This window comes from Cellulomonas sp. NS3, assembly GCF_024757985.1.
GTDB lineage: Bacteria > Actinomycetota > Actinomycetes > Actinomycetales > Cellulomonadaceae > Cellulomonas_A.
In genome coordinates, this window is the sequence record NZ_CP103289.1 from 3,831,038 (window position 1) to 3,857,540 (window position 26,503).

The 26,503-nt window shown below is 75.2% G+C and carries 25 protein-coding genes; 4 read left to right on the forward strand and 21 right to left on the reverse strand.

Translation table 11 applies throughout. The features are described from left to right. Positions 1–74: 74 nt before the first annotated feature. The 6 genes from NXY84_RS17330 to NXY84_RS17355 all read right to left on the reverse strand — a co-directional run bounded on the left by NXY84_RS17330 (position 75) and on the right by NXY84_RS17355 (position 6,537). On the reverse strand, positions 75–647 hold the full coding sequence (locus NXY84_RS17330) for a GNAT family N-acetyltransferase (RefSeq protein ID WP_258724278.1): 573 nt from the start codon (positions 645–647) through the stop codon (positions 75–77). Positions 648–721: 74 nt separating this feature from the next. Further along, positions 722–1,750, reverse strand: coding sequence for a 23S rRNA (guanosine(2251)-2'-O)-methyltransferase RlmB (rlmB, locus tag NXY84_RS17335; RefSeq protein ID WP_258724279.1), 1,029 nt, complete (start codon positions 1,748–1,750; stop codon positions 722–724). Continuing rightward, entirely contained in the window at positions 1,750–3,216 is a 1,467-nt protein-coding gene (gene cysS, locus NXY84_RS17340; protein WP_258724280.1) for a cysteine--tRNA ligase, read from the reverse strand. The genes rlmB and cysS overlap by 1 nt, the downstream gene beginning before the upstream one ends. A gap of 90 nt (positions 3,217–3,306) precedes the next feature. Further along, positions 3,307–4,488, reverse strand: a complete 1,182-nt coding sequence (locus NXY84_RS17345; RefSeq protein WP_258724281.1) for an alanine racemase — start codon at positions 4,486–4,488, stop codon at positions 3,307–3,309. Next, complete coding sequence (locus NXY84_RS17350; RefSeq protein ID WP_258724282.1) at positions 4,485–5,726, reverse strand: MFS transporter; 1,242 nt, start codon at positions 5,724–5,726, stop codon at positions 4,485–4,487. The genes NXY84_RS17345 and NXY84_RS17350 overlap by 4 nt, the downstream gene beginning before the upstream one ends. An 85-nt stretch (positions 5,727–5,811) precedes the next feature. Beyond that, entirely contained in the window at positions 5,812–6,537 is a 726-nt protein-coding gene (locus NXY84_RS17355; RefSeq protein WP_258724283.1) for a TetR/AcrR family transcriptional regulator, read from the reverse strand. Between the two features lie 158 nt (positions 6,538–6,695). Between NXY84_RS17355 and NXY84_RS17360 the strand changes: the two genes are divergently transcribed. Further along, a complete protein-coding gene (locus NXY84_RS17360) occupies positions 6,696–8,042 on the forward strand; it encodes a D-arabinono-1,4-lactone oxidase (RefSeq protein WP_258724284.1) in 1,347 nt (448 codons plus the stop codon). Positions 8,043–8,070: 28 nt separating this feature from the next. Here the strand turns inward: NXY84_RS17360 and NXY84_RS17365 are convergent, their stop codons facing one another. Beyond that, a complete protein-coding gene (locus NXY84_RS17365; protein WP_258724285.1) occupies positions 8,071–8,982 on the reverse strand; it encodes a LysR family transcriptional regulator in 912 nt (303 codons plus the stop codon). A gap of 71 nt (positions 8,983–9,053) precedes the next feature. On the opposite strand from NXY84_RS17365, the gene NXY84_RS17370 reads away from it, so the two are divergent. After that, positions 9,054–10,055 (forward strand): EamA family transporter, encoded by a 1,002-nt coding sequence (locus NXY84_RS17370; RefSeq protein ID WP_258724286.1) that lies wholly within the window; start codon positions 9,054–9,056, stop codon positions 10,053–10,055. A 114-nt stretch (positions 10,056–10,169) separates the two neighbouring features. Here NXY84_RS17370 and NXY84_RS17375 read toward each other — a convergent pair whose 3' ends face one another. The 3 genes from NXY84_RS17375 to NXY84_RS17390 form a co-directional block, all read right to left on the reverse strand. Beyond that, positions 10,170–10,439: a hypothetical protein gene (locus NXY84_RS17375; protein ID WP_258724287.1), complete on the reverse strand. Its 270-nt coding sequence runs from the start codon at positions 10,437–10,439 to the stop codon at positions 10,170–10,172. Between the two features lie 160 nt (positions 10,440–10,599). Then, positions 10,600–12,105 (reverse strand): 2-C-methyl-D-erythritol 4-phosphate cytidylyltransferase, encoded by a 1,506-nt coding sequence (gene ispD, locus NXY84_RS21780; RefSeq protein WP_309485014.1) that lies wholly within the window; start codon positions 12,103–12,105, stop codon positions 10,600–10,602. 31 nt (positions 12,106–12,136) lie between these two features. Further along, a complete protein-coding gene (locus tag NXY84_RS17390; protein ID WP_013769765.1) occupies positions 12,137–12,619 on the reverse strand; it encodes a CarD family transcriptional regulator in 483 nt (160 codons plus the stop codon). A 259-nt stretch (positions 12,620–12,878) separates the two neighbouring features. Between NXY84_RS17390 and NXY84_RS17395 the strand changes: the two genes are divergently transcribed. Beyond that, positions 12,879–13,451 carry a hypothetical protein gene (locus NXY84_RS17395; protein WP_258724288.1) on the forward strand — a complete coding sequence of 191 codons (573 nt, stop codon included), beginning with the start codon at positions 12,879–12,881 and terminating at the stop codon, positions 13,449–13,451. A 109-nt stretch (positions 13,452–13,560) separates the two neighbouring features. Here the strand turns inward: NXY84_RS17395 and pstS (NXY84_RS17400) are convergent, their stop codons facing one another. The 7 genes from pstS (NXY84_RS17400) to NXY84_RS17430 form a co-directional block, all read right to left on the reverse strand. Beyond that, a complete protein-coding gene (pstS, locus tag NXY84_RS17400; RefSeq protein WP_258724289.1) occupies positions 13,561–14,697 on the reverse strand; it encodes a phosphate ABC transporter substrate-binding protein PstS in 1,137 nt (378 codons plus the stop codon). A 175-nt stretch (positions 14,698–14,872) separates the two neighbouring features. Beyond that, the gene (gene pstB, locus NXY84_RS17405; RefSeq protein ID WP_258724290.1) at positions 14,873–15,649 is read right to left on the reverse strand and encodes a phosphate ABC transporter ATP-binding protein PstB; all 777 of its coding nucleotides are present in this window, start codon (positions 15,647–15,649) and stop codon (positions 14,873–14,875) included. Between the two features lie 58 nt (positions 15,650–15,707). Then, positions 15,708–16,649 (reverse strand): phosphate ABC transporter permease PstA, encoded by a 942-nt coding sequence (gene pstA / locus NXY84_RS17410; protein ID WP_396126277.1) that lies wholly within the window; start codon positions 16,647–16,649, stop codon positions 15,708–15,710. Then, a complete protein-coding gene (pstC, locus tag NXY84_RS17415; RefSeq protein ID WP_258724291.1) occupies positions 16,646–17,635 on the reverse strand; it encodes a phosphate ABC transporter permease subunit PstC in 990 nt (329 codons plus the stop codon). The genes pstA and pstC overlap by 4 nt, the downstream gene beginning before the upstream one ends. A 175-nt stretch (positions 17,636–17,810) precedes the next feature. Then, a complete protein-coding gene (gene pstS / locus NXY84_RS17420) occupies positions 17,811–18,947 on the reverse strand; it encodes a phosphate ABC transporter substrate-binding protein PstS (protein WP_258724292.1) in 1,137 nt (378 codons plus the stop codon). 162 nt (positions 18,948–19,109) lie between these two features. Beyond that, positions 19,110–19,829, reverse strand: a complete 720-nt coding sequence (locus tag NXY84_RS17425) for a response regulator transcription factor (RefSeq protein ID WP_258724293.1) — start codon at positions 19,827–19,829, stop codon at positions 19,110–19,112. Beyond that, positions 19,826–21,139 carry a sensor histidine kinase gene (locus NXY84_RS17430; RefSeq protein WP_258724294.1) on the reverse strand — a complete coding sequence of 438 codons (1,314 nt, stop codon included), beginning with the start codon at positions 21,137–21,139 and terminating at the stop codon, positions 19,826–19,828. Before NXY84_RS17430 ends, NXY84_RS17425 begins: the two co-directional genes overlap by 4 nt. A gap of 153 nt (positions 21,140–21,292) precedes the next feature. On the opposite strand from NXY84_RS17430, the gene phoU reads away from it, so the two are divergent. Next, complete coding sequence (gene phoU, locus NXY84_RS17435) at positions 21,293–21,952, forward strand: phosphate signaling complex protein PhoU (RefSeq protein ID WP_258724295.1); 660 nt, start codon at positions 21,293–21,295, stop codon at positions 21,950–21,952. Between the two features lie 226 nt (positions 21,953–22,178). Here phoU and NXY84_RS17440 read toward each other — a convergent pair whose 3' ends face one another. The 4 genes from NXY84_RS17440 to NXY84_RS17455 form a co-directional block, all read right to left on the reverse strand. After that, a complete protein-coding gene (locus NXY84_RS17440; RefSeq protein WP_258724296.1) occupies positions 22,179–22,919 on the reverse strand; it encodes a phosphoglyceromutase in 741 nt (246 codons plus the stop codon). A 60-nt stretch (positions 22,920–22,979) separates the two neighbouring features. Then, entirely contained in the window at positions 22,980–24,296 is a 1,317-nt protein-coding gene (gene mshA, locus NXY84_RS17445) for a D-inositol-3-phosphate glycosyltransferase (protein ID WP_258727261.1), read from the reverse strand. 252 nt (positions 24,297–24,548) lie between these two features. Further along, on the reverse strand, positions 24,549–25,817 hold the full coding sequence (locus NXY84_RS17450) for a lactonase family protein (protein WP_258724297.1): 1,269 nt from the start codon (positions 25,815–25,817) through the stop codon (positions 24,549–24,551). A gap of 63 nt (positions 25,818–25,880) precedes the next feature. Next, the gene (locus NXY84_RS17455; RefSeq protein WP_258724298.1) at positions 25,881–26,417 is read right to left on the reverse strand and encodes a hypothetical protein; all 537 of its coding nucleotides are present in this window, start codon (positions 26,415–26,417) and stop codon (positions 25,881–25,883) included. Between the last annotated feature and the right edge of the window lie 86 nt (positions 26,418–26,503).

The following is a 26,503-nucleotide window of genomic DNA, read 5'->3' on the forward strand; positions in this document are numbered from 1 at the left end:
GGCGGCCGAGCCACCCGCGCCGGGACCCCGCAGCGAACCACCCGTCGGGCCCCGTGCGGCCTCGGGCGCGACGGTCAGCGCGCGCCGAGGGCGACGACGCGGTCGAGGCCCACGATCGGCCAGACGGGCGCCGGCGGCGCCGGGTCGCTCCGCAGGCGCGCGTGGGTCTCGACGTCGAAGCGCTCGGTCCCGTACCGGAGCTTGCGGCGCTCGGTGCCCTCGACGACGAACCCGGCGCGCGCGGCGACGTGGCAGGACGCGGGGTTGTTCACGCGGTGACCGAGCTCGAGCCGGAAGAGCCCGAGGGTGTCGAACGCCCAGGCGGCGACGGTCGTGACGGCCTGCGTCGCGAGCCCGCGCCCCCGGTGGCTGGCGGCGAGCCAGTACGACACCCAGGCGGTGTCGTGCACGTGCTCGACGTGGCTCAGGCTCACCGCGCCGACGGCACCCCGGTCGACGCTGATCGCGAACGCGAAGTGCGCGGGTCCCCACGAGTCGAGCTGAGCGGCGATGAGCCGCTCGCACGCCTCGAGGTCGCGGGGGTCGGTGCCGCCCCCGAGCTGGACGGCGAGGTCGGGGGACGCCGCGAGCGCCGCCTGGAGCGCGGGGGCGTCGCGGAGGTCCCAGCGTCGCAGCTCGGTCGTCATCGCTCCCATCGTGGCACGGACGACGGTTGCCCGCGGCCACCGCCGCCGTCCTCGACCCGTCCGGCGTACACCCGTCAGGCTCCGCGCTGGCGCGCCACCTCGTACAGCGCGATCCCCGCGGCGACGCCGGCGTTGAGCGACTCGACCGCCGAGCCGATCGGGATGGACGCGATCGCGTCGCAGTGCTCGCGCACGAGCCGCGAGAGGCCCTTGCCCTCGGAGCCGACGACGATGACGAGCGGGTCGTTCGCGTAGGGCAGGTCGCCGATGGGGGTGTCCCCGCCGCCGTCGAGCCCCACGACGAAGCACCCGGCGCTGCGGTACTGCTCGAGCGTGCGCACGAGGTTCGTCGCGCGGGCGACCGGGACGCGCGCGGCGGCGCCGGCCGAGACCTTCCACGCGGAGGCCGTGACCCCGGCCGCACGCCGCTCAGGCACGAGCACGCCGTGCACGCCGAACGCCCCGGCCGAGCGGAGCACGGCGCCGAGGTTGCGCGGGTCGGTGATGCCGTCGAGCGCGACGATGAGCGGCGGCCGGCCGGACGCCTCGGCGACGTCGAGCAGGTCGTCGGGCTCGCCGTACGCGTACGGCGGGACCTGGATCGCGACGCCCTGGTGCACCGAGTTGTCGGTCAGGCGGTCGAGCTCCGGCTTGGTGACCTCGAGGAGCGGGTAGCCGCGCTCGGTGACCGCGCGCAGGATCTCGCGCGTGCGGTCGTCGGCCTCGAGCCGCGCGGCGATGTACACCGTCGAGACGGGGATGCCGGCGCGCAGGGCCTCGACGACCGAGTTGCGGCCGTTGACGATCTCGTGGGTCGCGGAGACCCCACGCCCGCCCTTCGTGCCGCCCGCGCTGCGCGACGCCCGCGCCCCGCCACCGGCCACGCGCGCGCCCGAGGACGGCCCCCGGTCGGTCCCCGTGGCCGCACGCCGCTCGGCGGCGATCTTCTTCTTGCCCGCGGGGTGGTACGGGCGGTCCTCGGCCTTGGGCGTCGGGCCGCGGCCCTCGAGCGACTGGCGTCCCTTGCCCCCCGAGCCGATGCTCGCGCCCTTCTTCGATCCCGGCTTGCGTGTGGCGCCCCGGCGCTGCGAGTTCCCTGGCATCAGTCGTCGTCCTCGGTACGTGGTGCTGCGAGCGACCAGCGGACGCCGGTCGCGGAGTCCTCGACGACGACCCCGGCTGCGGCGAGCCGGTCCCGGATCGCGTCGGAGGTGGCGAAGTCGCGTGCGGCGCGCGCCTCGGCGCGTGCGGCGAGCTCCGCGGTGACGAGCGCGTCGAGCGCCTCGGCGTAACGGCTGTCGGTCCCGTGGCCGCCCCACTGCGCGCCGGCGGGGTCGAGCCCGAGCACGTCGAGCATGCCGCGCACGGCCACCAGCTCGGCGCGCACGGCCGCGGCGTCACGGGCGGCGAGCGCGCTGTTGCCGGCGCGCAGGTGCTCGTGCACGACGGCGAGCGCGGCCGGCACGTTGAGGTCGTCGTCCATCGCGGTCGCGAAGTCGCCGGGGAGCGGACCGGTGGCGACCTCGTCGGGCGTCACCGCGGCGTCCGGCCCGAGCTGCTCGGTCGCGCGCTCGACGAACCCCGCGAGCCGGTCCCACGTGCTCTCGGCCTCGCCGAGCGTGTCGGGCGTCCACTCGAGCATCGAGCGGTACTGCACGGACGTGAGCGCGTACCGCAGCACCGCCGGGCGGACGCTCTCGAGCAGGACGCTCACGAGCAGCCCGTTGCCGAGCGACTTGCTCATCTTCGCGCCGCCGAGCGTGACCCAGCCGTTGTGCAGCCAGTACCGCGCGAAGCCGAGCCCGGCCGCGTGCGACTGCGCCTGCTCGTTCTCGTGGTGCGGGAAGCGCAGGTCGAGCCCGCCGCCGTGGATGTCGAACGTGTCGCCGAGGTAGCGCTGCGCCATCGCGGAGCACTCGAGGTGCCAGCCGGGGCGCCCCCGCCCGAACGGCGTGGGCCACGACGCGGTCGCGGGCTCTCCCGGCTTCGGCGCCTTCCAGAGCGCGAAGTCGCGCGGGTCCTTCTTGACGACCGTCGGCACGTCGCCGTCGGCGGGACCGCCGTCGGGCGCGGGAACCATGTCCTCGAGCCGCTGGTTCGTCAGCGCGCCGTACTCCGGGTACGAGCGCACGTCGAAGAACACGTCGCCGTCGGCCGCGACGTACGCGTGGCCGCGCTCGACGAGCGTCTGCATGAGCTCGACCATCGCGGGGACGTGACCCGTGGCGCGCGGCTCGTAGGTCGGGCGCAGCACGCCGAGCACGTCGTACGCCCAGGTGAACGCCCGCTCGTTCTCGAGCGCCCACGCCCACCACGGGCGACCGGCCTGCTCGGCCTTCGCGAGGATCTTGTCGTCGATGTCGGTGACGTTGCGGACGTACGTGACGTCGTTGCCGGCCCGCCGGAGCCAGCGCACGAGCACGTCGAACGCGATGCTCGAGCGCACGTGCCCGATGTGCGGGGGCGACTGCACGGTCGCGCCGCACAGGTAGATGCCGACGGAGCCCGGACGGACGGGCACGAAGTCGCGCACCCGGCGGGTCGCGGTGTCGTACAGGCGCAGGCTCACCCCGCAAGGTTACCGGCGCGTGGCGTCGTCACCCGCCGGTCCGGGCCGCGGGCCTGGTGCGCCGCGCCCGGCGGTACGACCGGGCGCCGGTCAGCCGAACGTCCGGCCCTCGCCGCGGTACGTCGGCACCGTCCGCTCGAGCGTCTCGCCGCGCACGAGGTGCACCTCGGGGAAGCGCTCGTAGACCTCGCCGGCCTTGGCATGCCGGAACCAGACCCGGTCGCCGACCGAGAGCCCGTCGACGCCCCGGCCGCGCAGGGGCGTCTGCACCTCGCCCGCGCCCTCGCGCGGCGTGAGCGCGAGCCCGGCGGGTGCGACGGGACGCGGGAGCCGCGAGCGCGTGGCCGGGCCCGACGCCACGTACCCGCCCCCGAACGCGGTCGCGTAGCCGGGACCGGGCAGACGTACGACGTCGAGGCCGAAGAACGCCGCCGGGCGCGGCTCGAACGCGCGGTACCCGTCGAACAGCGTCGGCACGAGCAGCCCGGAGCCGGCGGTGACCTCGGTGACCGCGGGGTCGGCGGCGCTCGTCCCGACCGACCCGGAGCCGCCCGAGTTGACGAGGCGCAGCGGCGCGCCGGTGGCCTGCTGGACGGCGTCGACGACCCGGGCGCGGCGCCGGTCGAGCTCGCGCACGGACGCGCGCTTGACGGCCCGGACCAGCACGTCGGAGTCCGGCAGCCCGGCGACCTGGGCCTCGTAGAACATCACGCCGCGCACCTCGATCCCGGGCCGGCGCGCGAGGGTCGCCGCGAGCACCTCGGCCTGGCGCGGCGTGTGCAGCGGCGACCGGCGCACGCCGAGGTGCACGACGGTACGGCCGACCCCGAGCCGCAGCGACGCGTCGATGTCCAGGCACACGCCGACCGGGTTCCCGCCCGCGGCGGCCGCCCGCTGCGCGAGGTCCGCCTGACCGACGTGGTCGACCATGAGCGTGATCGCGGCGGCGGCGCGGGCGTCCCGGGCCAGCTCGTGCAGCGCTCCGGTGTCGACGGTCGGGTAGCCCATCAGGACGTCGTCGACGCCGTTCTCCACGAGCCAGAGCGCCTCCCGCAGGGAGTACGCCATGACGCCCACGAACCCCGGGGTCGCGAGCGCGGCCCCGACGAGGTGCCGCACGCGCACCGACTTGCTCGCGACCCGGACCGGCACGCCGCCGGCGCGCCGGACGAGGTCGGCCGCGTTGGCCTCGAACGCGTCGAGGTCCACGACGGCGAGCGGGGCGGGCAGCCCGCGGGTCACCGCGTCGAGGCGTGCGCCGAGCGTCGTCACGCAGCCGACCGCCGGCTCCCGAACCGCGGAGCGAGCAGCACGACGACGACCGCGAGCGCGAGCGGCACCGCGTAGCCGATGCGCAGCGTCGAGCCGACGCCGATCGCCCCGACGAAGACCCCGCCGAGCACGGCACCGAGGTAGTTGAACCCGTTGAGCCGCGCGACGACCGCGTCGGCGTGCTCCGGCGCGAGGCTCCCCGCGGCGGCGAAGCACAGGGGAGCGATCACGCCGAGCCCCAGCCCGGTGAGCCCGAGCCCCGCGATCGCGACCGCCGGGCTCGGCGCGAGCACCACGGCGAGCAGCCCCGCCGCACCGACCAGGCCCGCGGTGCGGACGACCGCGACGCGTCCCCAGCGGCGCACGGCCAGGTCGCCGGCGAGCCGCGACACCAGCGTCGTCGCGAGGTACACGCCGTAGCCGAGCGGCGCCACGTCGGCCGCCGCGTCCAGGACGTCGCCGAGGTAGATGGTGCTCCACGTCGCCGCGGCGGAGTCGACCACGTAGTACGCCACGACGGCGATCCCGAGCACCGAGATGGCACCCCAGGGGAGCGCGGAGCGGCGGACGGGGCCTGCGTCCGCGTCGGGCCCGCTGGGCGTGAGCGGCGCGTCGTGCGCCCGCCAGGCCCGCCGGAGCACGAGCACCCCGACGACGCCGACGACGGCCGCGACGACGGGCAGCGCGACCTGCTGCGGGACGTCGCGCGAGACGTACTGCCCGACGTAGACGGTCGCGAGGATGCCCGCGACCGACCAGGCCGCGTAGAAGCCGGTGAGGATGCTGCGCCCGTACTCGCGCTGCAGCGCGACCGCCTGCATGTTGGTCCCGGCGTCGACCTGCCCGAGCCCGACGCCGTAGAGGGCGAAGCCGACGAGGAACACCGGCAGGCTCGGCGCGAGCGCGATGACGAGGATCGCGAGCGTGATGCTCGCGATCCCGGTGGCGAGCACGGCACGCGAGCCGGGGCCGCGCGCCTGACGCTCGGAGAGGACCGTGCCGACCGCCGCCATCAGGCACACCCCGAGGACGACGACCGTGACGACGTCGTCGCCGATCCCGAACCGGTCCTTGAACCCCGGCAGGCTCGTGATGAGCGCGCCGTAGGCGAGCCCCTGGGCGCCGAACGCGAGCGCGACGACGACCCGCGCGGCGCGGGCCGCGGCCGGGAGCCCGGTGGGCGCCGCGCCGGTGTCGAGGCCCGCGGGTGCGCCGGGCACCGACGTCCCGCCGGTCATGCCCGCGTCCCGGTCAGGTCGCGGTGACGGACCGCCCGGCCCGGACCGGCGAGCGGTCGGGCCGGGCGTCCGGCGTCCGTGCGGGTCACGCGTGCGAGCTCGCGTGCTCCGGGAGCGTGGCGCTCGCACCCGGCTCGCCGCTCGCGCCGAGGTACGTCAGCGAGGCCGCCGGCGCCTCGTCGTCGCGCGCGGCCGGCCCGTCGATCAGGTCCCGGGGAAACGTCGCGGCCTGCGTCGCGAGGAAGTCCGCGAACCCGACGAGGGTCGTGGTCGCCGCCGCGTCGTCACCGTCGACGAGCCACGCGAGGGCGATCCCGTCGACGACGGCGACGAGCGAGCGGGCGAGCCGCTCGCGCGGCACGAGCCAGGTGATCCCGACCGCCTGCTCGATGTTCTCGAGGAACACCTCGGCGGAGTTCCACTGGCCGCGGTACTGCGCGATCGCAACCTGGTTGAGCTCCGCGTGCCGGAGCGACGTCGTCGTCAGCTCGTAGCTCAGGAGCTGGGCGCCCCGGTTCGCGCGGATGCTGTCCCACATGCTCTCGACCGCGGCACGGAACGTCGTGCGCAGGTCGGCGTCCTGCGGCAGGCCCATCTCGGCCGCCTGCCGGTTCTGCACCGTGATCGCCTCCGCCACGGCGCGCAGCAGCTCGTCCTTGTCCTGGAAGCAGTAGTGCACGACGCCCAGCGAGACTCCGGCCTCGGCGGCGACGGCGCGTACCGTGGCCGCGTCGATCCCGTCCCTGCTCGCGACGCTCAGCGCCGCCTCGATCAGCTGCTCTCGCCTCGCGGCGACAGGCATGCGGTTCATCGGTCCCCCGTTCGATCCCCTCGTTCGCCCGGGCTCCGCGCGACACGGGGTCTGCGGAGCCCGTACGCCCCCTTGACCCCATCTCAATGTGCGTCGTGACAATAGTCAAGCGTGCGGAGCACTTGACTTGGACGGCCGACCAGATCGACAGTCAGCCCATGAACTTCGGGGGGAACCGTGGGGAGTGGCAGAACTGGGCGCGGACGGCGCAGGCGAACCCGGTGCGCCGGGTGCGTCCGCGCGACGAGGAGGGGCTCGCGGCGCTCGTGCGCGGGGCCGGTGACCTGCGCGTACGCGCGGTGGGGGCCGGTCACTCGTTCACCGGCGCGGCGGTGACCGACGGGATCCTCGTGAGCCTCGACGCCATGACCGGCATCGAGCGCGTCGACCACCGGGCCGACGGCAGCGCGCGCGTGACCGTCCGGGCCGGCACGCGGCTCGGCGACCTGAACGCCGGGCTCGCCGCGCACGGGCTCGGGCTGCGCAACCTCGGCGACATCGACCGCCAGTCGATCGCCGGGGCCATCTCGACCGGCACGCACGGGACCGGCATCCGGCTCCCGGGCCTGGCCGCGCAGGTCGTCGGGGTGCGGCTCGTGACCGCGTCGGGCGACGTCGTCGAGGCCTCGCCCGAGCACCGGCCCGAGCTGTTCGAGGTCGCGCGGCTCGGGCTCGGCAGCGTCGGCGTGCTCTCGGCCGTCACGCTCGACGTCGTGCCCGCGTTCCGGCTCGAGGCCGTCGAGGAGCCGTGGCCGCTCGACCGGGTGCTCGAGGGCCTGGAGGGCCCCGACGGGCTGATCGAGTCCAACGACCACTTCGAGTTCTACTGGTTCCCGCACACGCGGCGCACGCTCACGAAGCGCAACAACCGCGTGCCCGACGACGACGTCCGCCCGCTCTCGAAGGTCCGCGCCTGGGTCGACGACGAGCTGCTCTCGAACGGCGTCTTCGCCGCGACGAACACGCTGACCGCCGCCGTCCCCGCCCTGACGCGCTCCGTCAACGGCATCGCCGCCCGGGCCCTCGGCGCGCGCACCTACACCGCCGCGTCGCACGAGGTGCTGGTCTCGCCGCGCCGCGTGCGGTTCCGCGAGATGGAGTACGCGATCCCGCGCGCCGCCGTCCCGCAGGTCCTCGGGGAGATCGAGGGCTGGCTCGCGTCGACCGGCGAGCGGATCCCGTTCCCGCTCGAGGTCCGGTACACCGCGGCGGACGACGTCTGGCTCTCGACCGCGTACCGGCGCGAGACCGCGTACGTCGCGGTGCACCAGTACGTCCGGCTGCCGTACCGGCGCTACTTCAGCGCGGTCGAGCGGATCGTCGCCCAGGTCCAGGGGCGCCCGCACTGGGGCAAGCTGCACTGGCTCGGGCCCGACGAGCTGGACGCGCTGTACCCGCGGCTCGCGCAGGCCCGTGCGGTGCGCGCCGAGGCCGACCCCGGCGGACGGTTCGCGAACGCCTACGTCGACCACGTCCTCGGGGCGCCGGGGGAGCGCGCGGCCTGAACGCGCGGCCCGAGCCCGCGCCCGGTCGTCACGTCGCGGCGGACCGCTCGATCTCGCGCGCCTGCGCACGCAGCTCGCCGAGCACGCGCTGCACGACGAGGCGCTCCGCCCGGTCGGGCCGCAGCAGCGCGTCGATCCGGCGACCGGCCCGGACGCCGGCGAGCGGCACGAGGCACAGGCGGTCGGGCGCGGCCCCGCTCGTGTAGCGCGGCAGCAGCGAGATCCCGTGGCCGGCGGCGACGAGCGCCTCGACGACGTGGAAGTCGTTGATGCGCTGGACGATCCGCGGCGGCGACCCCGCGAGCGCCGCCAGCTCGTTGAGCACCGCGGCCACCGGGAAGCCCTCGCGCACCGCGATCCAGTCCTCCCCCGCGAGGTCGGCGGGCTCGAGCGTCGCACGCTGCGCGAGCGGGTGGCCCGGCCACAGCGCGACGTCGAGCGGCTCGCGCAGCAGCGGCTCGACCCGGAGCCCGCCTCCCCAGCCCGCGGAGCCGTCGGGCCGGTGCGCGACGACGACGTCGAAGTCCGCGGTGAGCACCCCGAACTCGGCCTGGGCGACGTCCTCGTCGCTGCACTCGAGCGCGATGCCGCCGAGCCGGGCGACGCGCGTGAGGAGCCCGGGCAGGAGCATCTGGGCAGCGCTCTGGAACGCGCTCACGCGCACGGTCCCCCGCGGCTCGGCACGGTGCGCGTCGACCGCCGCACGCGCCCGCTCGAGGGCGACCGCGACGTCGACGGCGGCCCCGGCGAGCGCCGCACCGGCGGGCGTGAGGCGCACCCCGCGCCCGACGCGCTCGAGGAGCACCGCCCCGACCTCGCGCTGCAGCACGCGGACCTGCTGCGAGACCGCCGACGGCGTCACGTGCAGCGCCGCCGCCGCGGCGGTGACGCCCCCGTGGTCGTGCACCGCGCGCAGCGTCTCGAGCAGTCGGGCGTCCATGAAGCCACGCTACAGAGTCCAGGGCCGACTTTTCGATGGTGCTGCGACGCCGCCGGGCCGACGATCGACGCATGCCGCCCCGCGACCGCCTCCTCGCCGCCGTCGTCGCCCTCACGTGGGGCCTCAACTTCACGGCGATCCACCTCTCGCTCGAGCACTTCCCGCCGTTCTTCCTCGCCGGGCTCCGGTTCGCGGTGCTCGCCGTCCCGGCGCTCCTGCTCGTCCCGCGCCCAGCCGTCCCGTGGCGCTGGATCCTGGGCTACGGGCTCGGGTTCGGCATCCTGCAGTTCGCGTTCCTGTACCTCGCGATGGACGCCGGGATGCCGACGGGGCTCGCGTCGCTCGTGCTCCAGTCCTCGGCACCGTTCACGGTCGTGCTCGGCGCGGTGTGGCTGCGCGAGCGGCTCAGCGCCCGGCAGGGCGTCGGCATCGCGCTGGCCGTCCTGGGCCTCGCGGGCATCGCCGTGCACCGGGCCGAGCTGGGCGGCTCCGCGACGCTCCTGCCCGTCCTCCTGACCCTGTGCGGGGGCCTCGGGTGGGCGTTCGGCAACATCTGCAACCGCCAGGCCCGCAGCGGCTCCCCGCTCGCGCTCCTGATGTGGATGTCCGTCGTCCCGCCGCTGCCGATGCTCGGGCTCGCGCTCGTGGTCGACGGGCCCGCCGCGATCGGCACGTCCCTCACGACGCTCGGCAGCCGTACGGGCCTGCTGGCGCTCGCCGGGCTCGCCTACACGGTGCTCGTCGCGACCGTCCTCGGCACGGGCCTGTGGACCGCGCTCATGTCCCGGCACCCGTCGAGCACGGTCGCGCCGTTCTCGATGCTGGTGCCCGTGGTCGGCGTCGCGGCGTCCTGGCTGCTGCTGCGCGAGCCGACGCCGGTCGTCGAGCTCGCGCTCGGGACGCTCGTCGTGGGCGGGGTGCTGCTCGGCAGCTCGCGACCCCGGCGCCGGGCGGCGCTCGTCGGGGCGTCGGCGGCCGGTCCCGCCGGCACCGGGTCGCCGGCCGAGGGCGCCGCCGACGACCCGGACGCGGTCGGCTCCGCCCGCACGGCCGAGCAGCCCGCCGTCCGCTAGGCCAGCCGGCGGACCGTCACTCTACCGTCCGCAGCGGGGTCCGGCGGGCGGCGCGGGCAGCTGCGGCGCGGTGGGCCGGGCGGTCGGGCGCAGGTCGGGTCAGGGTGCGCCGGGTCAGCTGCCCGGGGTCGGGCGCCGGACGCGCGTGACCGGGATGGCGCCCGTCGCGAGCTCGGCGCTCACGGGCGGCGGCGGCGCGGCGGCGGCCTCGCTCTCGGAGAGCTCGGGGGCGCGGTGGTCGTCGAGCTGGGCCAGGCCGTCGATCGTGGCGGCCAGCACGTCCGTCGGGATGCGCACGCGCAGGCGCACGCGGTTGACGCCCTCGCGCTGCGGGAGCGGTGCGGGGCCTTCCGGTGCTGCCCCGTGACCTGGCAGCGCTCTCACGCGCTCGACCGGGCGAGTCGGGGGGCGGTGCGTCTTCGTCACGAAGCGGGACGGTACAGACATTCCGACCGCGATGCGACCCCCCAGCCGCCGCAGCGGCCGGTCGGCGCCCGCCGGGTCCCGCGCCCGGGTGACGGGGCGAGCGCAGCGGCAGCGCGTGCTAGGGCACGGATCGGTGGGCGACGACCAGGGCCGTCGCGACCGCTGCCACGCCCTCACCGCGGCCCGTGAGCCCGAGGCCGTCGGTCGTGGTCGCCGAGACGCTCACGGGCGCCCCCGCGGCCGCGCTGAGCGCCTCGACGGCCTCCGCGCGGCGCGGGCCCAGGCGCGGTCGGTTGCCGATCACCTGGACGGCGACGTTCCCCACCTCGAAGCCCGCGGCCCGGACCCGCCGCGCCGCCTCCGCGAGCAGCACCGTGCCGGCGGCGCCCTTCCACTGCGGCTCCGCGGTGCCGAAGTTCGAGCCGAGGTCGCCGATCCCCGCGGCGGACAGGAGCGCGTCGGCTGCGGCGTGCGCGGCCACGTCGGCGTCCGAGTGCCCCTCGAGCGGGCGCTCCCCCGGCCACGCGAGCCCGGCGAGGTGCAGCACGGCGTCCTCGCGCGGCTCGGCGGCGTAGGCGTGGACGTCGACGCCGATCCCCGTGCGCGGCAGCGCGAGCGAGGTCGGGTCGGTGGCGTCGGTCATCGAGCCGGCCTCCTGGTCGGACGGGGCGTCGGGCGTGGACCGGGCGCGGCGCACGGGCCCGGCGTCGCGCAGGGGCTCGGCGTCGCGCACGGGCCCGGCGTCGCGCAGGGGCTCGGCGTCGCGCACGGACCCGGCGTCGCGCAGGGGCCCGGAGTCGTGCGCCGCCGGGGCGTCGGGGACCGACGACCGCGCCGCCAGGACGAGCTCGGCGAGCGCGAGGTCCCGGGTGGTCGTGACCTTGAACGCGTCGTCGTGCCCCGCGACGACGTGCACGGGCAGGCCGAGGCGCTCGACGAGTCCCGCGTCGTCCGTCGCGGCGCTCGCCTCGTCCTCCGCGACCGCCTGCGCCTCGCGGTGCGCGCGGTCGAGGGTCGCCCGGTCGAAGCCCTGCGGGGTCTGGACGGCCCGCAGGTCGGCGCGCGGGACGGTCCCCGCCGCGGAGCCGTCGGTGTGCAGGCGCGTGAGCGTGTCGGTCACGGGCACCGCGGGGACGACGGCGGGGTGCCCGGCTCGGACTGCGGCGACGACCCCGTCGACGGTCTCGGGAGGGACGAGCGCGCGCGCCGCGTCGTGCACCAGGACGATGGTGGCGTCCGCCGGGACCGCGGCCAGCCCGGCTGCGACCGACGCCTGGCGCGTCGAGCCGCCCGGGACGACCCGGACCGGGACGCCGAGCCGGGCACCGTCGAGCAGCGCCGCGAACTCGTCGAGACGGTCCGCAGGCGCGGTCACGACGAGGGCGCTGACGGGGAGCGCGCTGCCGGCCGCGGGCGACGCGACGCCGCCCGCGGCCAGGAGGCTGCGGGCGGCGTGGACGACGAGCGGCGTCCCCCCGACGCGGACCAGCGCCTTCGGCAGCGCGTGCCCGAGGCGGGTCCCGCTGCCGGCGGCGGTGAGCACCGCCACGACCCGGTCCGGACGTGCACCCGACCGGGTGTCGTCGCCGGAGGCGCGCGGCACTGCGGCGGCGTTCCCGGTCACGGGGCGTCGAGGACGGTCGTCGGAGGACGCGTTACGAGGCGAGGACCTCGTCGAGGATGGCCTCGGCCTTCTCCTCCTCGGTGTGCTCGGCGAGTGCGAGCTCCGAGACGAGGATCTGACGGGCCTTGGCGAGCATGCGCTTCTCGCCGGCCGAGAGCCCACGGTCCGCGTCGCGGCGCGAGAGGTCGCGCACGACCTCGGCGACCTTGATCACGTCACCCGAGGCGAGCTTCTCGAGGTTGGCCTTGTAGCGGCGCGACCAGTTGGTCGGCTCCTCGGTGTACGGCGCACGCAGCACCTCGAAGACGCGGTCCAGGCCCTCCTGGCCGACCACGTCACGCACACCCACGAGGTCGACGTTCTCCGCCGGGACCTCGATCGTCAGGTCACCCTGGGCGACCTTGAGCTTGAGGTAGATCTTGTCCTCGCCGCGGATGGTCCTGGTCTTGATCTCTTCGATCAACGCTGCACCGTGGTGCGGGTAGACAACCGTCTCCCCAACAGTGAAAGTCATCTGCAGGTGTCCCCTTTCGCGGACGCCCATTCTATCACGCTATTGTTCGCCCCCTTTCGCCCGCCCGCGGCCGTCCGAGCCGTTTGCGCAGGTCACGCCGACGCCTCCGCGGGTGCCCCGGGGGCGGCCCGCGGAGCCCGGGATCCGGCGGCGCCGACTAGGCTGTGGACCTGCGGTCCGTGCGGTGCGCGGACCCGCCACCAGCGCACGTCAGCACCGCCGGCCGATGCCGGCACCCGTTCCGCCCCGAGGAGTCACCGTGGCCCGCGTCCGCCCGTCCCTGCACCTGCGCCTCACGGCGACCGTCGCCGTCGCGCTCGTCGGCGCCGGTCTCGCCGGTTGCTCGGCGACGAACCCGATCACCACCCAGGAGCCGTACGCGCCGTCCGACGGCGTGCGGGTCACGCTCGGCGACCTCACGGCCGAGAACCTGCTGGTCCTCACGGCCGGCGCTGGCGAGGCGGCCAGCCTCCAGGGCGCCCTGTCGAACGACGGTGCCGAGACGCTCGAGGTCACCTTCGCGCTCGAGGACGGCACCGAGGTGGGCACGGTCGAGGTCAGCGCGGGCGACGGGGTGCTGCTGGGCGGCACCGACGGCGAGGAGCTGCTCTTCACGTCCGCCGACGCGCCGGGCGCGACGACCGACGTGACGATCTCGACCGCCGCGGGCGGCTCCGAGACGATCGCGGTCCCCGTGCTGGACGGCACCCTGCCCGAGTACGAGGACCTCGTCCCGACCTCGCTGCCGACGACGACCCCCTCCGCGCCGACCGGCGTCGACCCGACGCTCGAGCCGACCCCCACGCCGACCGAGACGGCGTCCGAGGGCTGACCGCCGCCCGCAGGCACCACGCACGAACGGCCCCCGGGGACTCCCCCCGGGGGCCGTCGTGCTGTGCGGGCGCTCAGGCGGTGGCGCGGGGACGCTCGGGCGGTCCCGCTCAGCCGAGCGACCCGATCGCGTCGAGCACGTCCGCCCGCACGGACGAGGGCAGCGGTGCGTAGCCGATGTCGACGAGGCTCTGCTGGACCGCGGGCGACGCGAGGTGCCGCAGGAACGCCCGGACCGCGGCGGTCGTCGGGGCGTCGAGCCCCGTCGAGCACACGACCTCGTAGGTCACGAGCACGATCGGGTACGCGCCGGGCTCACGCGTCGCGTGGTCGAGCTTCAGCGTGAGGTCGTCGCCCTCCCCGGTGCGCTCGGCGGTGGCGACGGTCGCGGCGGCGCTCTCCGTCGTGAGCTCGACCGGGCCCGAGCCGTTGTCGATCTTCGCGACGCCGAGGCGGTTCTCCTTCGCGTAGGACCACTCGACGTAGGTGAGGCTCCCGGGGGTCGTGGCGACGGCCTCGGCGACGCCCGCCGACTTCTCCCGGCCCTCCCCGACGCCCTCGACGGGCCAGGTCTTCGCCGGCGCGTCCGTCCACACGTCGCCCGCCGCAGCCGCGAGGTAGCGCGTGACGTTCTCGGTGGTGCCCGACTCGTCGGACCGGAACAGCACCTGGATCTCCTCGGCGGGCAGCAGCTCGCCGGGGTTGAGCGCAGCGATCGCCGGGTCGTCCCAGGACGTGATCTCGCCCCGGAAGACGCGTGCGAGCGTCGGCGCGTCGAGCACGAGCTGGCTGACGGTGTCGAGGTGGTACGCGATCGCGACCGGGCCGGTGACCATGGGCAGGTTCCACGCGGGCGACCCGGCGCAGCGCGCCGCCGCCGCGTCGACCTCGCCCTTCGCCGGGTTCAGCGCCGAGTCGGTGCCCGCGAACGCGACCTCGCCGGCCGTGAAGCGGGTGATGCCCGCGCCGGAGCCGCTCGCGTCGTAGTTCACGACGACGTCGGGGCACACTGTCGAGAAGGTGATGATCGCCTGCTCGACGGCGTTGCGCTGCGCCGAGGAGCCCGCGGCCTCGAGGGTGCCCGCGCCGCACTCCTCCACGGCGTCGACGGACGCCGTCGCCGACGCGGACGCCCCCACCGGCTCGTCGCCCCCGGAGCCCGGCTGCGACGCGCAGCCTCCGAGCACCCCGAGGACGAGCGCGAGGCCGACCGGGCCGACGATCCGTGCGAGCTGGCGTACCGCCACGTGAGGTTCCTCCCCTGCAGACGTCGCCCCCGCTGCACCGGCCGGTGGCGGCGGTGCGCGGGGACGCGGACATGACGGCACCAGGACCGGGCGCTGTCGCCTGGCCCTGGTGCGGCGGCCGGAGCCGCGCGGTCGGCCTTCCGGGGCGGGACGCCCCGGCGGACCGGCCGGTGGATCAGCCGAAGCGGCCGGAGATGTAGTCCTCGGTGGCCTGCTCGCGCGGCGAGGAGAACATCGTCGCGGTCTGGTCGACCTCGATGAGCTTGCCGGGAGCCCCGGTGCCGGCGATGTTGAAGAAGGCCGTCCGGTCGGAGACGCGCGCGGCCTGCTGCATGTTGTGGGTCACGATGACGATCGTGAAGTCGTTCTTGAGCTCGGAGATGAGGTCCTCGATCGCCAGCGTCGAGATCGGGTCGAGCGCCGAGCACGGCTCGTCCATGAGGAGCACCTGCGGGCGCACGGCGATCGCGCGCGCGATGCACAGGCGCTGCTGCTGACCGCCCGAGAGGCCGGCGCCGGGCTTGTCGAGCCGGTCCTTGACCTCCTTCCAGAGGTTCGCGCCCTGCAGCGCGTTCTCGACCGTGTCCTGCAGCTCGCTCTTCTTCTTCACGCCGTTCAGGCGCAGGCCCGCGGCGACGTTGTCGAAGATCGACATCGTCGGGAACGGGTTGGGGCGCTGGAACACCATGCCGATCGTGCGGCGGACCGCAACCGGGTCGACGTTCTTGTCGTACAGGTCGGCGCCGTCGAGCAGCACCTCGCCGTCGACGCGCCCGATCGGGAGCACCTCGTGCATGCGGTTGAGCGTCCGCAGGAACGTCGACTTGCCGCAGCCGGACGGGCCGATGAAGGCGGTCACGGAGCGGGCGTCGATCCCCATCGTGACTCCCTCGACCGCGCGGAAGTCCCCGTAGTAGACATTCAGGTCCTTGACGTCGATGCGCTTGGCCACGGCCCTCAGCGCTCCTCTCGTGGCAGTGCGGTGGGGGTGACGGGTGCGGCGGCGGCCGTCATGACTTGACCTTGCTGAAGTGCCCGATCGCGCGGCCCGCGATGTTCAGGGCCATGACGATGAGGATCAGCGTGAGCGCCGCACCCCACGTGCGCTGGACCGCGGCGTCGAGGAACTCGGTGCGGTCCTGGTTGATCATCGTGGGCAGCGACGCCATGTTGCCGTTGAACAGGTCCATGTTGATCGACTTGGTGTACGGCCCGAGGATGAGCAGCGGCGCGGTCTCGCCCATGACGCGCGCGAGCCCGAGCAGGACGCCGGTGATGATCCCGGAGAAGGCCGTCGGGAGGACGATCTTGACGATCGTCTTCCACTTGGGCACACCGAGCGCGTAGCTGGCCTCGCGGAGCTCGTTGGGGACGAGCTTGAGCATCTCCTCGGTCGACCGCACGATCGTCGGGACCATGAGCAGGACGAGCGACAGGCTCACCGCGAAGCCGACGCGGGAGAACCCGAACGTCGAGATCCACAGCGCGTAGACGGTCAGCGCGGCGACGATCGACGGGATGCCCGTGAGGATGTCGACCATGAAGCTCACGGCCCGCGCGACGCGGCCGCGGCCGTACTCGACGAGGTAGATCGCGGTGAAGATGCCGAGCGGGACCGAGATGAGCGCGGTCACGGCGGCCTGCATCACGGTGCCGGCCATCGCGTGGTACGCGCCGCCACCGAAGTCGCGCACGGTGATCCCGCGCTGCGAGTTCGTCCACCACGACGACTCGAGGAGCATGTGGTAGCCCTGCGAGACGACCGTCCACAGGATCCAGACGAGCGGGATCACGGCGACCAGGAACGCGAGGTGCATGACGACCGTCGCGATGCGGTCCTTCACGCGGCGCGACCCGGAGCCGCCGCCGTTCAGGCTGCGCAGCTCGTCGCCCGGCGAGGCGTCGCCCGGGTCGGCTGCGGCGAGGCTCGGGGTCAGGGACGTGGCGCTCACTCGGTGAACCCCTTCCGGCGGTCGATGATGACCCGGGCGATCGCGTTGACGGCGAACGTCAGGAGGAACAGCACGAGCCCGGCGGCGATGTAGGCGCCGGTCTTCGAGGGGCTGTCGAACTCGGACGCGGCGTTCGCGATCTTCGAGGCGAACGTCTCGCCGCCGAAGAACAGCGACCAGCTGAAGGCGCCCGTCGTGGTCGACAGGATGATCGTCACGGCGATGGTCTCGCCGAGCGCCCGGCCGAGGCCGAGCATCGCGGCGGACACGACGCCGGGCCGGCCGAACGGGAGCACCGCGGTGCGGATCATCTCCCAGCGCGTCGCGCCGAGCGCGAGCGCAGCCTCCATGTGCCCGACGGGCGTCTGCCGGAAGACCTCGCGCGAGAGCGCGGTGATGATCGGCAGGATCATGATCGCGAGCACGATCGACGCGAGGAAGATCGTGCCGGCCTGGACGGCGGTGGGCGCGAAGAGCGGGAACCAGCCGAACGCGCTCTTGAGCGCGTCCTGGAAGGGCTGCACGTACGGCATGAGCACGCGCGCGCCCCAGAGGCCGAACACGATCGACGGCACCGCGGCGAGCAGGTCCACGAGGTACGCGAACGGCTTGGCGACGCGGGCCGGGGCGTAGTGCGTGAGGTAGAGCGCGACGCCCATGGCGATGGGCACGGCGATCGCCATGGCGACCACCGACGAGATGATCGTGACCCAGAGCAGCGGCGCGATGCCGAAGCGCAGGGCGTCCGGGTCGGCGACGCTCCACTCCCGGGACGTCAGGAAGCTCGCGCCGTTCGCGGCGAGGGACGGCCACGCCTTGCTGATGAGGTAGACGCCGACGATGACGACGAGCGCGACGACGACGGCGCTCGACCCCCCGGCGAGCAGCTTGAAGGCGCGGTCGGGACCGCGCGAGAGACCCTGCTTCAGGCCCTCGGGGCCCGGCGGCGCGCCGGGAACGCGCGGCGTGCTGGTGGTCGTGGCCATCGGCGTCCTTCAGTCGGTGCTGGGCGGTGCTGGGGTGTGCGTCGGGCTCCGCGGCGGTGCGCCCCGAGTCGTGCGTGCCGTCGTCCCGGCCCTCCCTCGTGGGGTGGACCGGGACGACGACGACCCGTCCGGTGCTGCCGGGCCGGGTGCGGCCCGGCAGCGTGTGGAGGTCAGGTCAGGCGATGGCCTCGATCGCGGCCAGGACGTCGGTCTGCACGTCCTCCGGCAGCGGCGCGTAGCCGATCTCGACGAGGCCCTCCTGGACCTCGGGCGAGGCGAAGTGCGTCAGGAACGCCTTGACGCCGGCCGTGGCGGCCTCGTCGAGACCCGCCGAGCAGACGATCTCGTAGGTCACGAGGACGATCGGGTAGGCGCCCTCCTCCTGCGTCGCGTAGTCGAGCTTGAGGGCGAGGTCGTTGCCCTCGCCGACGCGCTCGGCGGTGGCGACGGAAGTGGCGACCGTCTCGGCCGTGAGCTCGATCGGGCCGGAGCCGTTGTCGATCTGCGCGATGCCGAGGTCGTTGTCCTTCGCGTAGGACCACTCGACGTAGGTGATGCCGCCGGCCGTCGTCGCGACGCCCTCGGACACGCCGGCCGACTTCTCGCGGCCCTCACCGACACCAGACGACGGCCACGACTTGCCGGCCTCGTCGGTCCACACGCCACCCGAGGCCGCGTTGAGGTACTTGGTGAAGTTGTCGGTCGTGCCCGACTCGTCCGAGCGGAAGAACACGTGGATCTCGTCGGCCGGGAGCGTCGCGCCCTCGTTGAGCGCCGCGATCGCCGCGTCGTCCCAGGTCGTGATCTCGCCGCGGAAGATCTTGGCCGTCGTGGCCGCGTCGAGCACGAGCTCGTCGACGCCCTCGAGGTTGTAGGCCACCGCGATCGGGCCCGTCACCATGGGGATGTTCCACGCCGGGCCGGCCTCGCAGCGCGCCTCGGCCGCCTCGACCTCGCCCTTGTCGGCGTTGAGCGCCGAGTCCGAGCCCGCGAACTCGACCTGGCCGGCCGTGAACTGCGTGATGCCCGCGCCGGAACCGGTCGGGTTGTAGTTCACGGTGATGTCGGGGCAGACCTCCTCGAACGAGGCGATGGCCTGCTCGATCGCGTTCTTCTGTGCGGACGACCCCTCGGCGTTGAGCGTTCCACCCTCGCCGCAGTCGATGTCGCTGCCCCCCGCGGTCACAGCGGCGGAGTCCGCCGTCCCCTCGCCACCGGCGTTGTTGTCGGACCCGCAGGCCGCGAGCGCCAGAGACGAGACGAGCACGACACCGACCAGACCGGTCTGTCGTGCGAGCTGCCGAACCTTCACGGGAATCCCTCTCCTGATGCTTTCGTCGTAGACCCACCGGACCCCGGGGGCCTCGGTGCGCCACTGACGCTAAGGAGAGGAAGTGACCGCGTGGCCCGCCGGAGGTGAACCCCCGGTGAACGGTGGTCGACGACTACCGGCCAGGCCTTGCGGCGCGGACCGTCAGGACGCTTCGTCCGTGTCCGCGATCTTGTACCCGAGGCCGCGCACGGTCTGCAGCATCGTCGGGTTGGCCGGGTCGTCCTCGATCTTGGCGCGCACGCGCTTGACGTGCACGTCGAGCGTCTTGGTGTCGCCGACGTAGTCGGAGCCCCAGATGCGGTCGATGAGCTGGCCGCGGGTGAGCACGCGGCCGGCGTTGCGCAGCAGCAGCTCGAGCAGCTCGAACTCCTTGAGCGGGAAGGCGACGAGCGTGCCGCGCACGTGCACGGTGTGCCGCTCGACGTCGAGGCGGACGGGGCCGACCTCGAGCGTGCCGTCGTCGAGCTCGTCGTCGGCCGGTGAGCCCGCGGCGGCCGGTGCCCCGCGGCGACGCAGCACCGCGCGGACGCGCGCGAGCAGCTCGCGGAACGAGTACGGCTTGGTGACGTAGTCGTCGGCGCCGATCTCCAGCCCGACGACCTTGTCGATCTCGCCGTCCTTGGCGGTCAGCATGATCACCGGGACGTCGCTCGTGCGGCGCAGCTCGCGGCACACCTCGGTGCCGGAGAGCCCGGGGAGCATGAGGTCGAGCAGCACGAGGTCGGCGCCGCCGTCGGCGAACCGCTCGAGCGCCTCGGGGCCCGTCGCGGCCGTCACCACCTCGAAGCCCTCGCGCTCGAGCTGGTACGTGAGCGGGTCGCGGTAGGACTCCTCGTCCTCGACCAGCAGGATCCGGGTCACCGGGCGGCTCCTTCGTGCGCGGGGTCGTCCCCGCCGGCGGCGGGGGCCTGCGCGGGTGCGGGGGTGGTGGTGGCGGCCGCGGGCGCGGGTGCGCCGGGTGCGGCCGTACCGGAGTCGGGCTGCGGGGTCGGCAGCGTGCCGATCGTGCGGGCGGCGGGCGGCGCGGCGAGCAGCTGGTCCGGCACCGCGCCCACGGGCAGCCGCAGCGTGAACGTCGAGCCCTTGCCGGGGCGCGACCACACCGTGACCTCGCCGCCGTGGTCGGCCGCGACGTGCTTGACGATGCTCAGGCCGAGCCCGGTGCCGCCCGTGTCGCGCGAGCGTGCGGGGTCGACGCGGTAGAACCGCTCGAACACGCGGTCCTGCTCGTCGGACGCGATGCCGATGCCCTGGTCGACGACCGCGACCTCCACGAGCCCCTCGACCGCCCGGACCCCGATGCCGACGTGCGCCCCGTCCGGGGAGTACGCGACGGCGTTGTCGAGCAGGTTGCGCACCGCGGTGACGAGCAGCGCGTGGTCGCCGTACACGGTCAGGCCGCGCTCCCCGCCGACGTCGAGCCGGATCTGCTTGGCGCTCGCCGCGGTGCGCGCACGGTCGACGGACTCCTCGATCACCGCGTCGACGTCGACGACCGCGATGTCCTGCAGCGCGCCCGCGACCTGCAGCCGGGACAGCTCGATGATCTCGTGGACGAGCGCCGAGAGCCGTGCGGCCTCACCGCGCATGCGCCCCGCGAAGCGGCGGACCGCCTCGGGGTCGTTCGCGGCGTCCTGCACGGTCTCCGCGAGCAGCGACAGCGCACCGACCGGGGTCTTGAGCTCGTGCGAGACGTTGACGACGAAGTCGCGCCGGATCGCCTCGAGGCGCCGGGCCTGCGTGCGGTCCTCCGCGAGCACGAGCAGGTGCCGCGGGCCGACCTGCGCCACGCGGACCTGGAGCATGAGGGTGCCGGGGCCGACGGGCCCGCGCGGCAGCTCCAGCTCCTCGTCGCGGATCACCCCGGAGCGGCGCACGTCCGCGATGAGGTCCCGGATCGCCGCGTGCACCACCTGCCCCTCGCGCACGACGCCGAGCGCGTACGCGGGCGGGCTCGCGCGGACCACGCGGTCGTCGTCGTCGAGCACCACGGCCGCCGAGCGGAGCACCGCCAGCACGCGCACGAGCCCCTCGTCGAGCTCGCGCTCGGGCTGCGCGGGGACGCTGTACTGCGAGCGCTCGCTCCACCGGAACGCCGCCACGGCGACGACCCCGACCACGAGGCCGAGCAGGCCGGCGACGACCGCCACGAAACCACCAGGACCATCCACGTCAGCCAGCGTACGGTCGTCCCAGGACACCCCCGCACGACCACCGCCCGGGCGGCCCGATGGCCTCCCGATGTTCACCTGGGGGCGGGAGACCGTTCACCTCCGGGTGCGAACGTGACGGTCGCGCGCACCAGCACGCAGGAAGTAGGGACCATGCGGCAGATCTTCGAGGCCGAGCTCACGCAGCTCGGCGACGACCTCGCGGCGATGAGCCGCCTGGTCGAGCACGCCATCACCAACGCGGGGATCGCGCTGCTCACGGCAGACCTCCAGCTCGCCGAGACCGTCATCGCGGACGACGTCGCGATCGACGCGATCGAGCGGGACCTCGACGAGCGCTGCGTGCACCTCCTCGCGCAGCAGCAGCCCGTCGCGACGGACCTGCGCGTCGTCGTCTCCGCGCTGCGCATGAGCGCGACGCTCGAGCGCATGGGTGACCTGGCCCGGCACATCGCCCAGGTCGCGCGGCGCAGCTACCCGCGCGTCGCCGTCCCGAACTCGCTGTCGGGGACCTTCACGGAGATGCACGAGGCCGCGACGCGGGTCGCGAAGCGGACCACGGCCGTGCTCACGACGCGTGACCTCGAGGTCGCGCAGAGCATCGAGCGCGACGACGACCTGCTCGACTCGCTGCACGCCGACACGTTCACCGCGCTGCTCGGCGTCGGGTGGAACGGCAACCCGCAGGAGACGGTCGACGTCACGCTGCTCGGCCGGTACTACGAGCGCTTCGGCGACCACGGGGTCTCGGTCGCCCGCCGCGTCACGTACCTCGTCACGGGGGCGTTCGAGGACACGCGCGCCGGACGGTAGGACCGCTCGACCCTGCCCGACCCCCGGGGGTCGGGACCCGTCACGAGGCGCTGGGGGGCGGGCGCCGGCGAGGCCAGGACCCCGGGTACGACGAACGCCGCGGAGCACCGGACGGTGCACCGCGGCGTTCGTCGTGCTCCGCCGCCGCTCGGGCCGCCCGACCCCGCCCGCCCCGCCCGGCGACGTGCACCGGGCGGGGCGGGTGGTGCGGGCGTGCGGGTCGGACCTACTTGCCCTGGTTCGCCACCGCGGCGATGGCTGCCGCCGCCGCGTCGGGGTCGAGGTACTCGCCACCGCGCGTCACGGGCGTGAGGGTGTCCTCGTCGAGCTCGTAGCGCAGCGGGATGCCGGTCGGGATGTTGATGCCGGCGATCGTCGCGTCGTCGACGTCGTCGAGGTACTTCACGATCGCGCGGATCGAGTTGCCGTGCGCCGCGACGAGCACCGTCTTGCCCGACTGCAGGTCCGGGACGATGTCGCTGTGCCAGTACGGCAGCGCGCGGTCGAGGACGTGCGTGAGCGCCTCGGCGCGCGGGATCGGCTCACCGGCGTAGCGCGCGTCGGCGTCCTGCGAGAACTCCGAGCCCAGCTCGATGTCCGGCGGCGGGACGTCGTACGAGCGGCGCCACAGCATGAACTGGTCGTCGCCGTACTCGTCGCGGATCTGCTTCTTGTCCTTGCCCTGGAGCGCGCCGTAGTGGCGCTCGTTCAGGCGCCAGGAGCGCTTGACGGGGATCCAGTGGCGGTCGGCGGCGTCGAGCGCGAGGTTCGCGGTGGTGATCGCGCGGCGCAGGAGCGACGTGTGCACGACGTCGGGCAGCACGCCCGCGTTCGTCAGCAGCGTCCCGCCGCGCCTGGCCTCCTCGACCCCCTTCTCGGAGAGCTGGACGTCGACCCAGCCGGTGAAGAGGTTCTTGGCGTTCCACTCGCTCTCGCCGTGGCGGAGCAGCACGAGGGTGTAGGTCATGGGTTCATCCTGCCGCACCCGCGCGGGAGCGCACCGGGGACGTTCGGCCCGTGAGCAGCGTCAGGACCGGCGGCGCGCCGCCGCGAGCGCGTAGACCTTGAGCACCTGCTCGGCGGCGCCGTCCCACCCGAAGTGCTCGGCGTGGCGCCGCGCACCGAGCCCGAGCGTCGCGCGCACGGCGTCGTCGGCCAGCACGTCCTCGATCGCGTCGGCCCACACCGCGGGGTCGTGCCCGTGCACGAGCCGCCCCGACACCCCGTCGGTCACGACCGAGCGCAGGCCGCCCACCGCGGACGCCAGGACCGGCGTGCCCGACGCCTGCGCCTCGACCGCGACGAGCCCGAACGACTCGCTGCGCGACGGCATCGCGACGACGTCGGCGGCCCGGTACCAGCGCGCGAGCTCGGCGCGCGGGACGGGCGGGCGGAACAGGACGTGGTCGGCGAGGCCCGTCGTCGCGGCGAGGGCCTCGAGCTCGCGGACCGCCGTCGGGCGACCGCTGGGGCCACCGAGCACGACGAGCAGCGGGACCCCGCTGCCGTCCCCCGCGCGCAGGGCGAGCACGCCGAGGGCGCGCACCAGCACGTCCGGTGCCTTGAGCGGCTGGACGCGGCCGGCGAACAGCACGACCCGCCGGTCGAGCGGCAGCCCGAGCGCGCGGCGGGCCTCGGCGCGGCCGTCGGGGCCGCCCGGCGCGAACAGCTCGAGGTCGACGCCCGGGGCCACGACGTGCACGCGCTCGGGGTCCGCGTCGTAGAGCGCCACGAGGTCGTCGCTCTCCTCCGCGGTGCTCGCGACGAGCGCGTCCGCCTCCGCCACGACCTGCTCCTCGCCGATGATCCGGCCCGTGGGCTCCGCGGTGTCGCCCGGCGCGAGCGACGCGTTCTTCACGCGCGCCATCGTGTGCATCGTGTGGACGAGCGGGACCTCCCAGCGGTCCGCCGCGAGCCAGCCGACCTGGCCGGAGAGCCAGTAGTGCGAGTGCACGACGTCGTACCAGCCGGGCCGGCGCGCGGCCTCCGAGCGCAGCACCCCCGCGGTCATCGCGCAGAGCTGGCCGGGCAGGTCGTTCTTGTCGAGCCCCTCGAACGGGCCCGCGGGCACGTGGTGGACGAGCACGGGCGGCATGACGCCGGGCTCGACGTGCTCGGCGAGCAGCACGCGGCGCGAGTCCTCCCGGGAGAGGGTGTCGCCGCGCGCGTCGGTCCCGGGCAGCACGACGGTCTCGGGCAGGGCCGACGAGGTGGCGCGCGTGAAGATCTCGACGCGGGCACCCCGGCGTGCGAGCGCACGCGACAGCTCCGAGACGTAGACGTTCATGCCGCCCGCGTCGCCCGTGCCCGGCTGGTCGAGCGGCGAGGTGTGCACCGAGAGCATCGCGACGCGCGGCAGCTCGGTGGTCACGGGCGCTCCAGGGTCGGGTCGGGCGGGCTCGGGGATCGGGTCACCGGGGTCGGGCCTGTCCCCAGCGTGCACCCGCACCATGGCGGAGGCCCGTCGTGCGCCCATTGTCTCGCGTCTCGGACGCCCGGTCGTCGCCGCGGGCAACCGGCCGGGCAGGATCACCCGCGCGGCGGCAGCGCGGCGCGTCCGCGGGAACCGCGCGGACGAGCCCGCACCGACGGGGCGTCAGCGGACGGGGACCACGCACGCCGGCGCGGGCAGCGGGAGGACGTCCGACGGGGCCTCCGCACCCGGCCCGAACGTCGTCAGGGCGCCGCCGACCTGCTCCGCGACGACCGCCCAGCCGTCGACGACCGCGTGGTGGCGCGGCCAGCCGCCCGCGCCGAGGGGAAGGTCCCGGACGTGCGTCAGGAGGCCGTCGGCGCCGACCGCGAGCTCGGCGAGCACGCCGGCCGCGCGCACCCCGACGAGCAGCCGGTCGCCGTCGAGCGTCACGTGCGAGGGCAGGACGCGCGGCGCGACGCCCGTCGCCTCGTCGACCGGCGCGGCCGTGCCGCCCGCGGGCAGGACCTGCACCGGCTCGCCGGTCGCCGTCGCCGCGTCCCACGCGAGCACGTGCACCGTGACGTCGAGCTCGCCCACGACGTACGCGAGGCGCCCGTCGGCGGAGAAGACGAGGTGGCGCGGGCCGGTGCCGGGCGGGAAGGTCGCCGCGACGCCGTCCTCCGCGAGCCGCCCGTCGGCCTCGACGCGGTAGCGCCGCAGCTCGTCGGTCCCGAGGTCGCACACGAGCACGTGCGCCGCCCCGGGTGCGAGCGCGACAAAGTGGGCGTGCGGCGACTCCTGCCGGCTCGCGTCGGGACCGCTGCCCTCGTGCCCGAGCACCTGCGCCGGCGCGCCGGACGCAAGCACCTCGGGCGCGAAGGCGCCGTCCGCGTCGAGCGGCAGCACCGCGAGCGTGCCCGACGAGTAGTTGGCGACGTACAGGGTGCGCGCGTCCGGGCTCAGCAGGAGGTGGCACGGGTCGGCGCCGCCCGACGCGACCGTCGCGACCGGGTCGAGCCACCCGGGCCCGGCGCTGCCGGACGTGTGCCCGCCGTCGGAGGTGCCGCCGTGGGACGGGTGACCGCCGGCGGCCTCGTCGTCGACGGACCGAGGACCCGAGCCGTCGTCGCTCCCCCCGCCCCCCACCGCGAACGCCGTGACCGTGCCCTCGGACCGCTCCCCCACCGCGTACAGCACGCGCCCCGACGGGTGCGCCGCGACGAACGACGGCGCGGGGGTCGCGACGACCTGGCGTGCGTCGACGAGCCCGCCCGTCGCGAGGTCGAGCGTCACGCGCCAGACCCCCTCGCCCAGCCCGGCGGGAGTGCCTGCCCCCGCGGCGGGGTACGTGCCGACCCACAGGTCGCGCGACCCGGCGGATGGGGCGGACGCCGGCGCGGAGCCGGTCGACGGCGTGGTCGTGGGACGGGTGCGCGGCTGGTCGGTCACGGGAGCCGAGCGTAGGCGGTGCGCCGGTCCGGGGCCCGGCGCGTCCGCGGAGCACGCCGGGGCTCAGGACGTCCGCAGCGCCGTGAGCCGCTGGAGGCGGTACCGCGTCGTGCGCTGGAGGAGGACCGGGTACACGTGGAAGGGCACCGCGAGCGCGGCGGACCACGCCGCCACCGCCGGGCGTCCGAGCACGAGGCCGGCCGCGGCGAGCAGCGCCGTCAGCCCGAGCAGCAGCACGTGCGCGCCCTCCGACCGGCGCGTCCCGGTCTCGAGCGCGTCGAGCGTCGCGCGCGAGCCGTCGAACCCCCGCCCGGCGTCGACCGACCGGTTCCAGCCCACGGCGCCGAGCGCGCGCCGGAACACCTCGACGCCGCACCGGCGGTACCAGCGGAGCTCGGCGCGCCGCACCGGCGTCCAGCGCCGCGGCAGCCACCGCTCGGGCTCGCGCAGGACCACGGCCGCCCAGCACAGCCCCGTCCACTGGGCGCCCCACGCGAGCACGCCCGCGTCGACGACCCGCCACGCGAGGACGAGCAGCGCGAGCACGGCCGACGTCACGGCGACGTCGACGACGACGCGCAGCGGGGTCCGGGGAGGCATGCCCTGTTCTACCGCGACCGCACCCCGCGCCGTCCCCGGACGCGACGCACCCGCGCCGACCGGACCCGGCAGGGCCGGTCGACGCG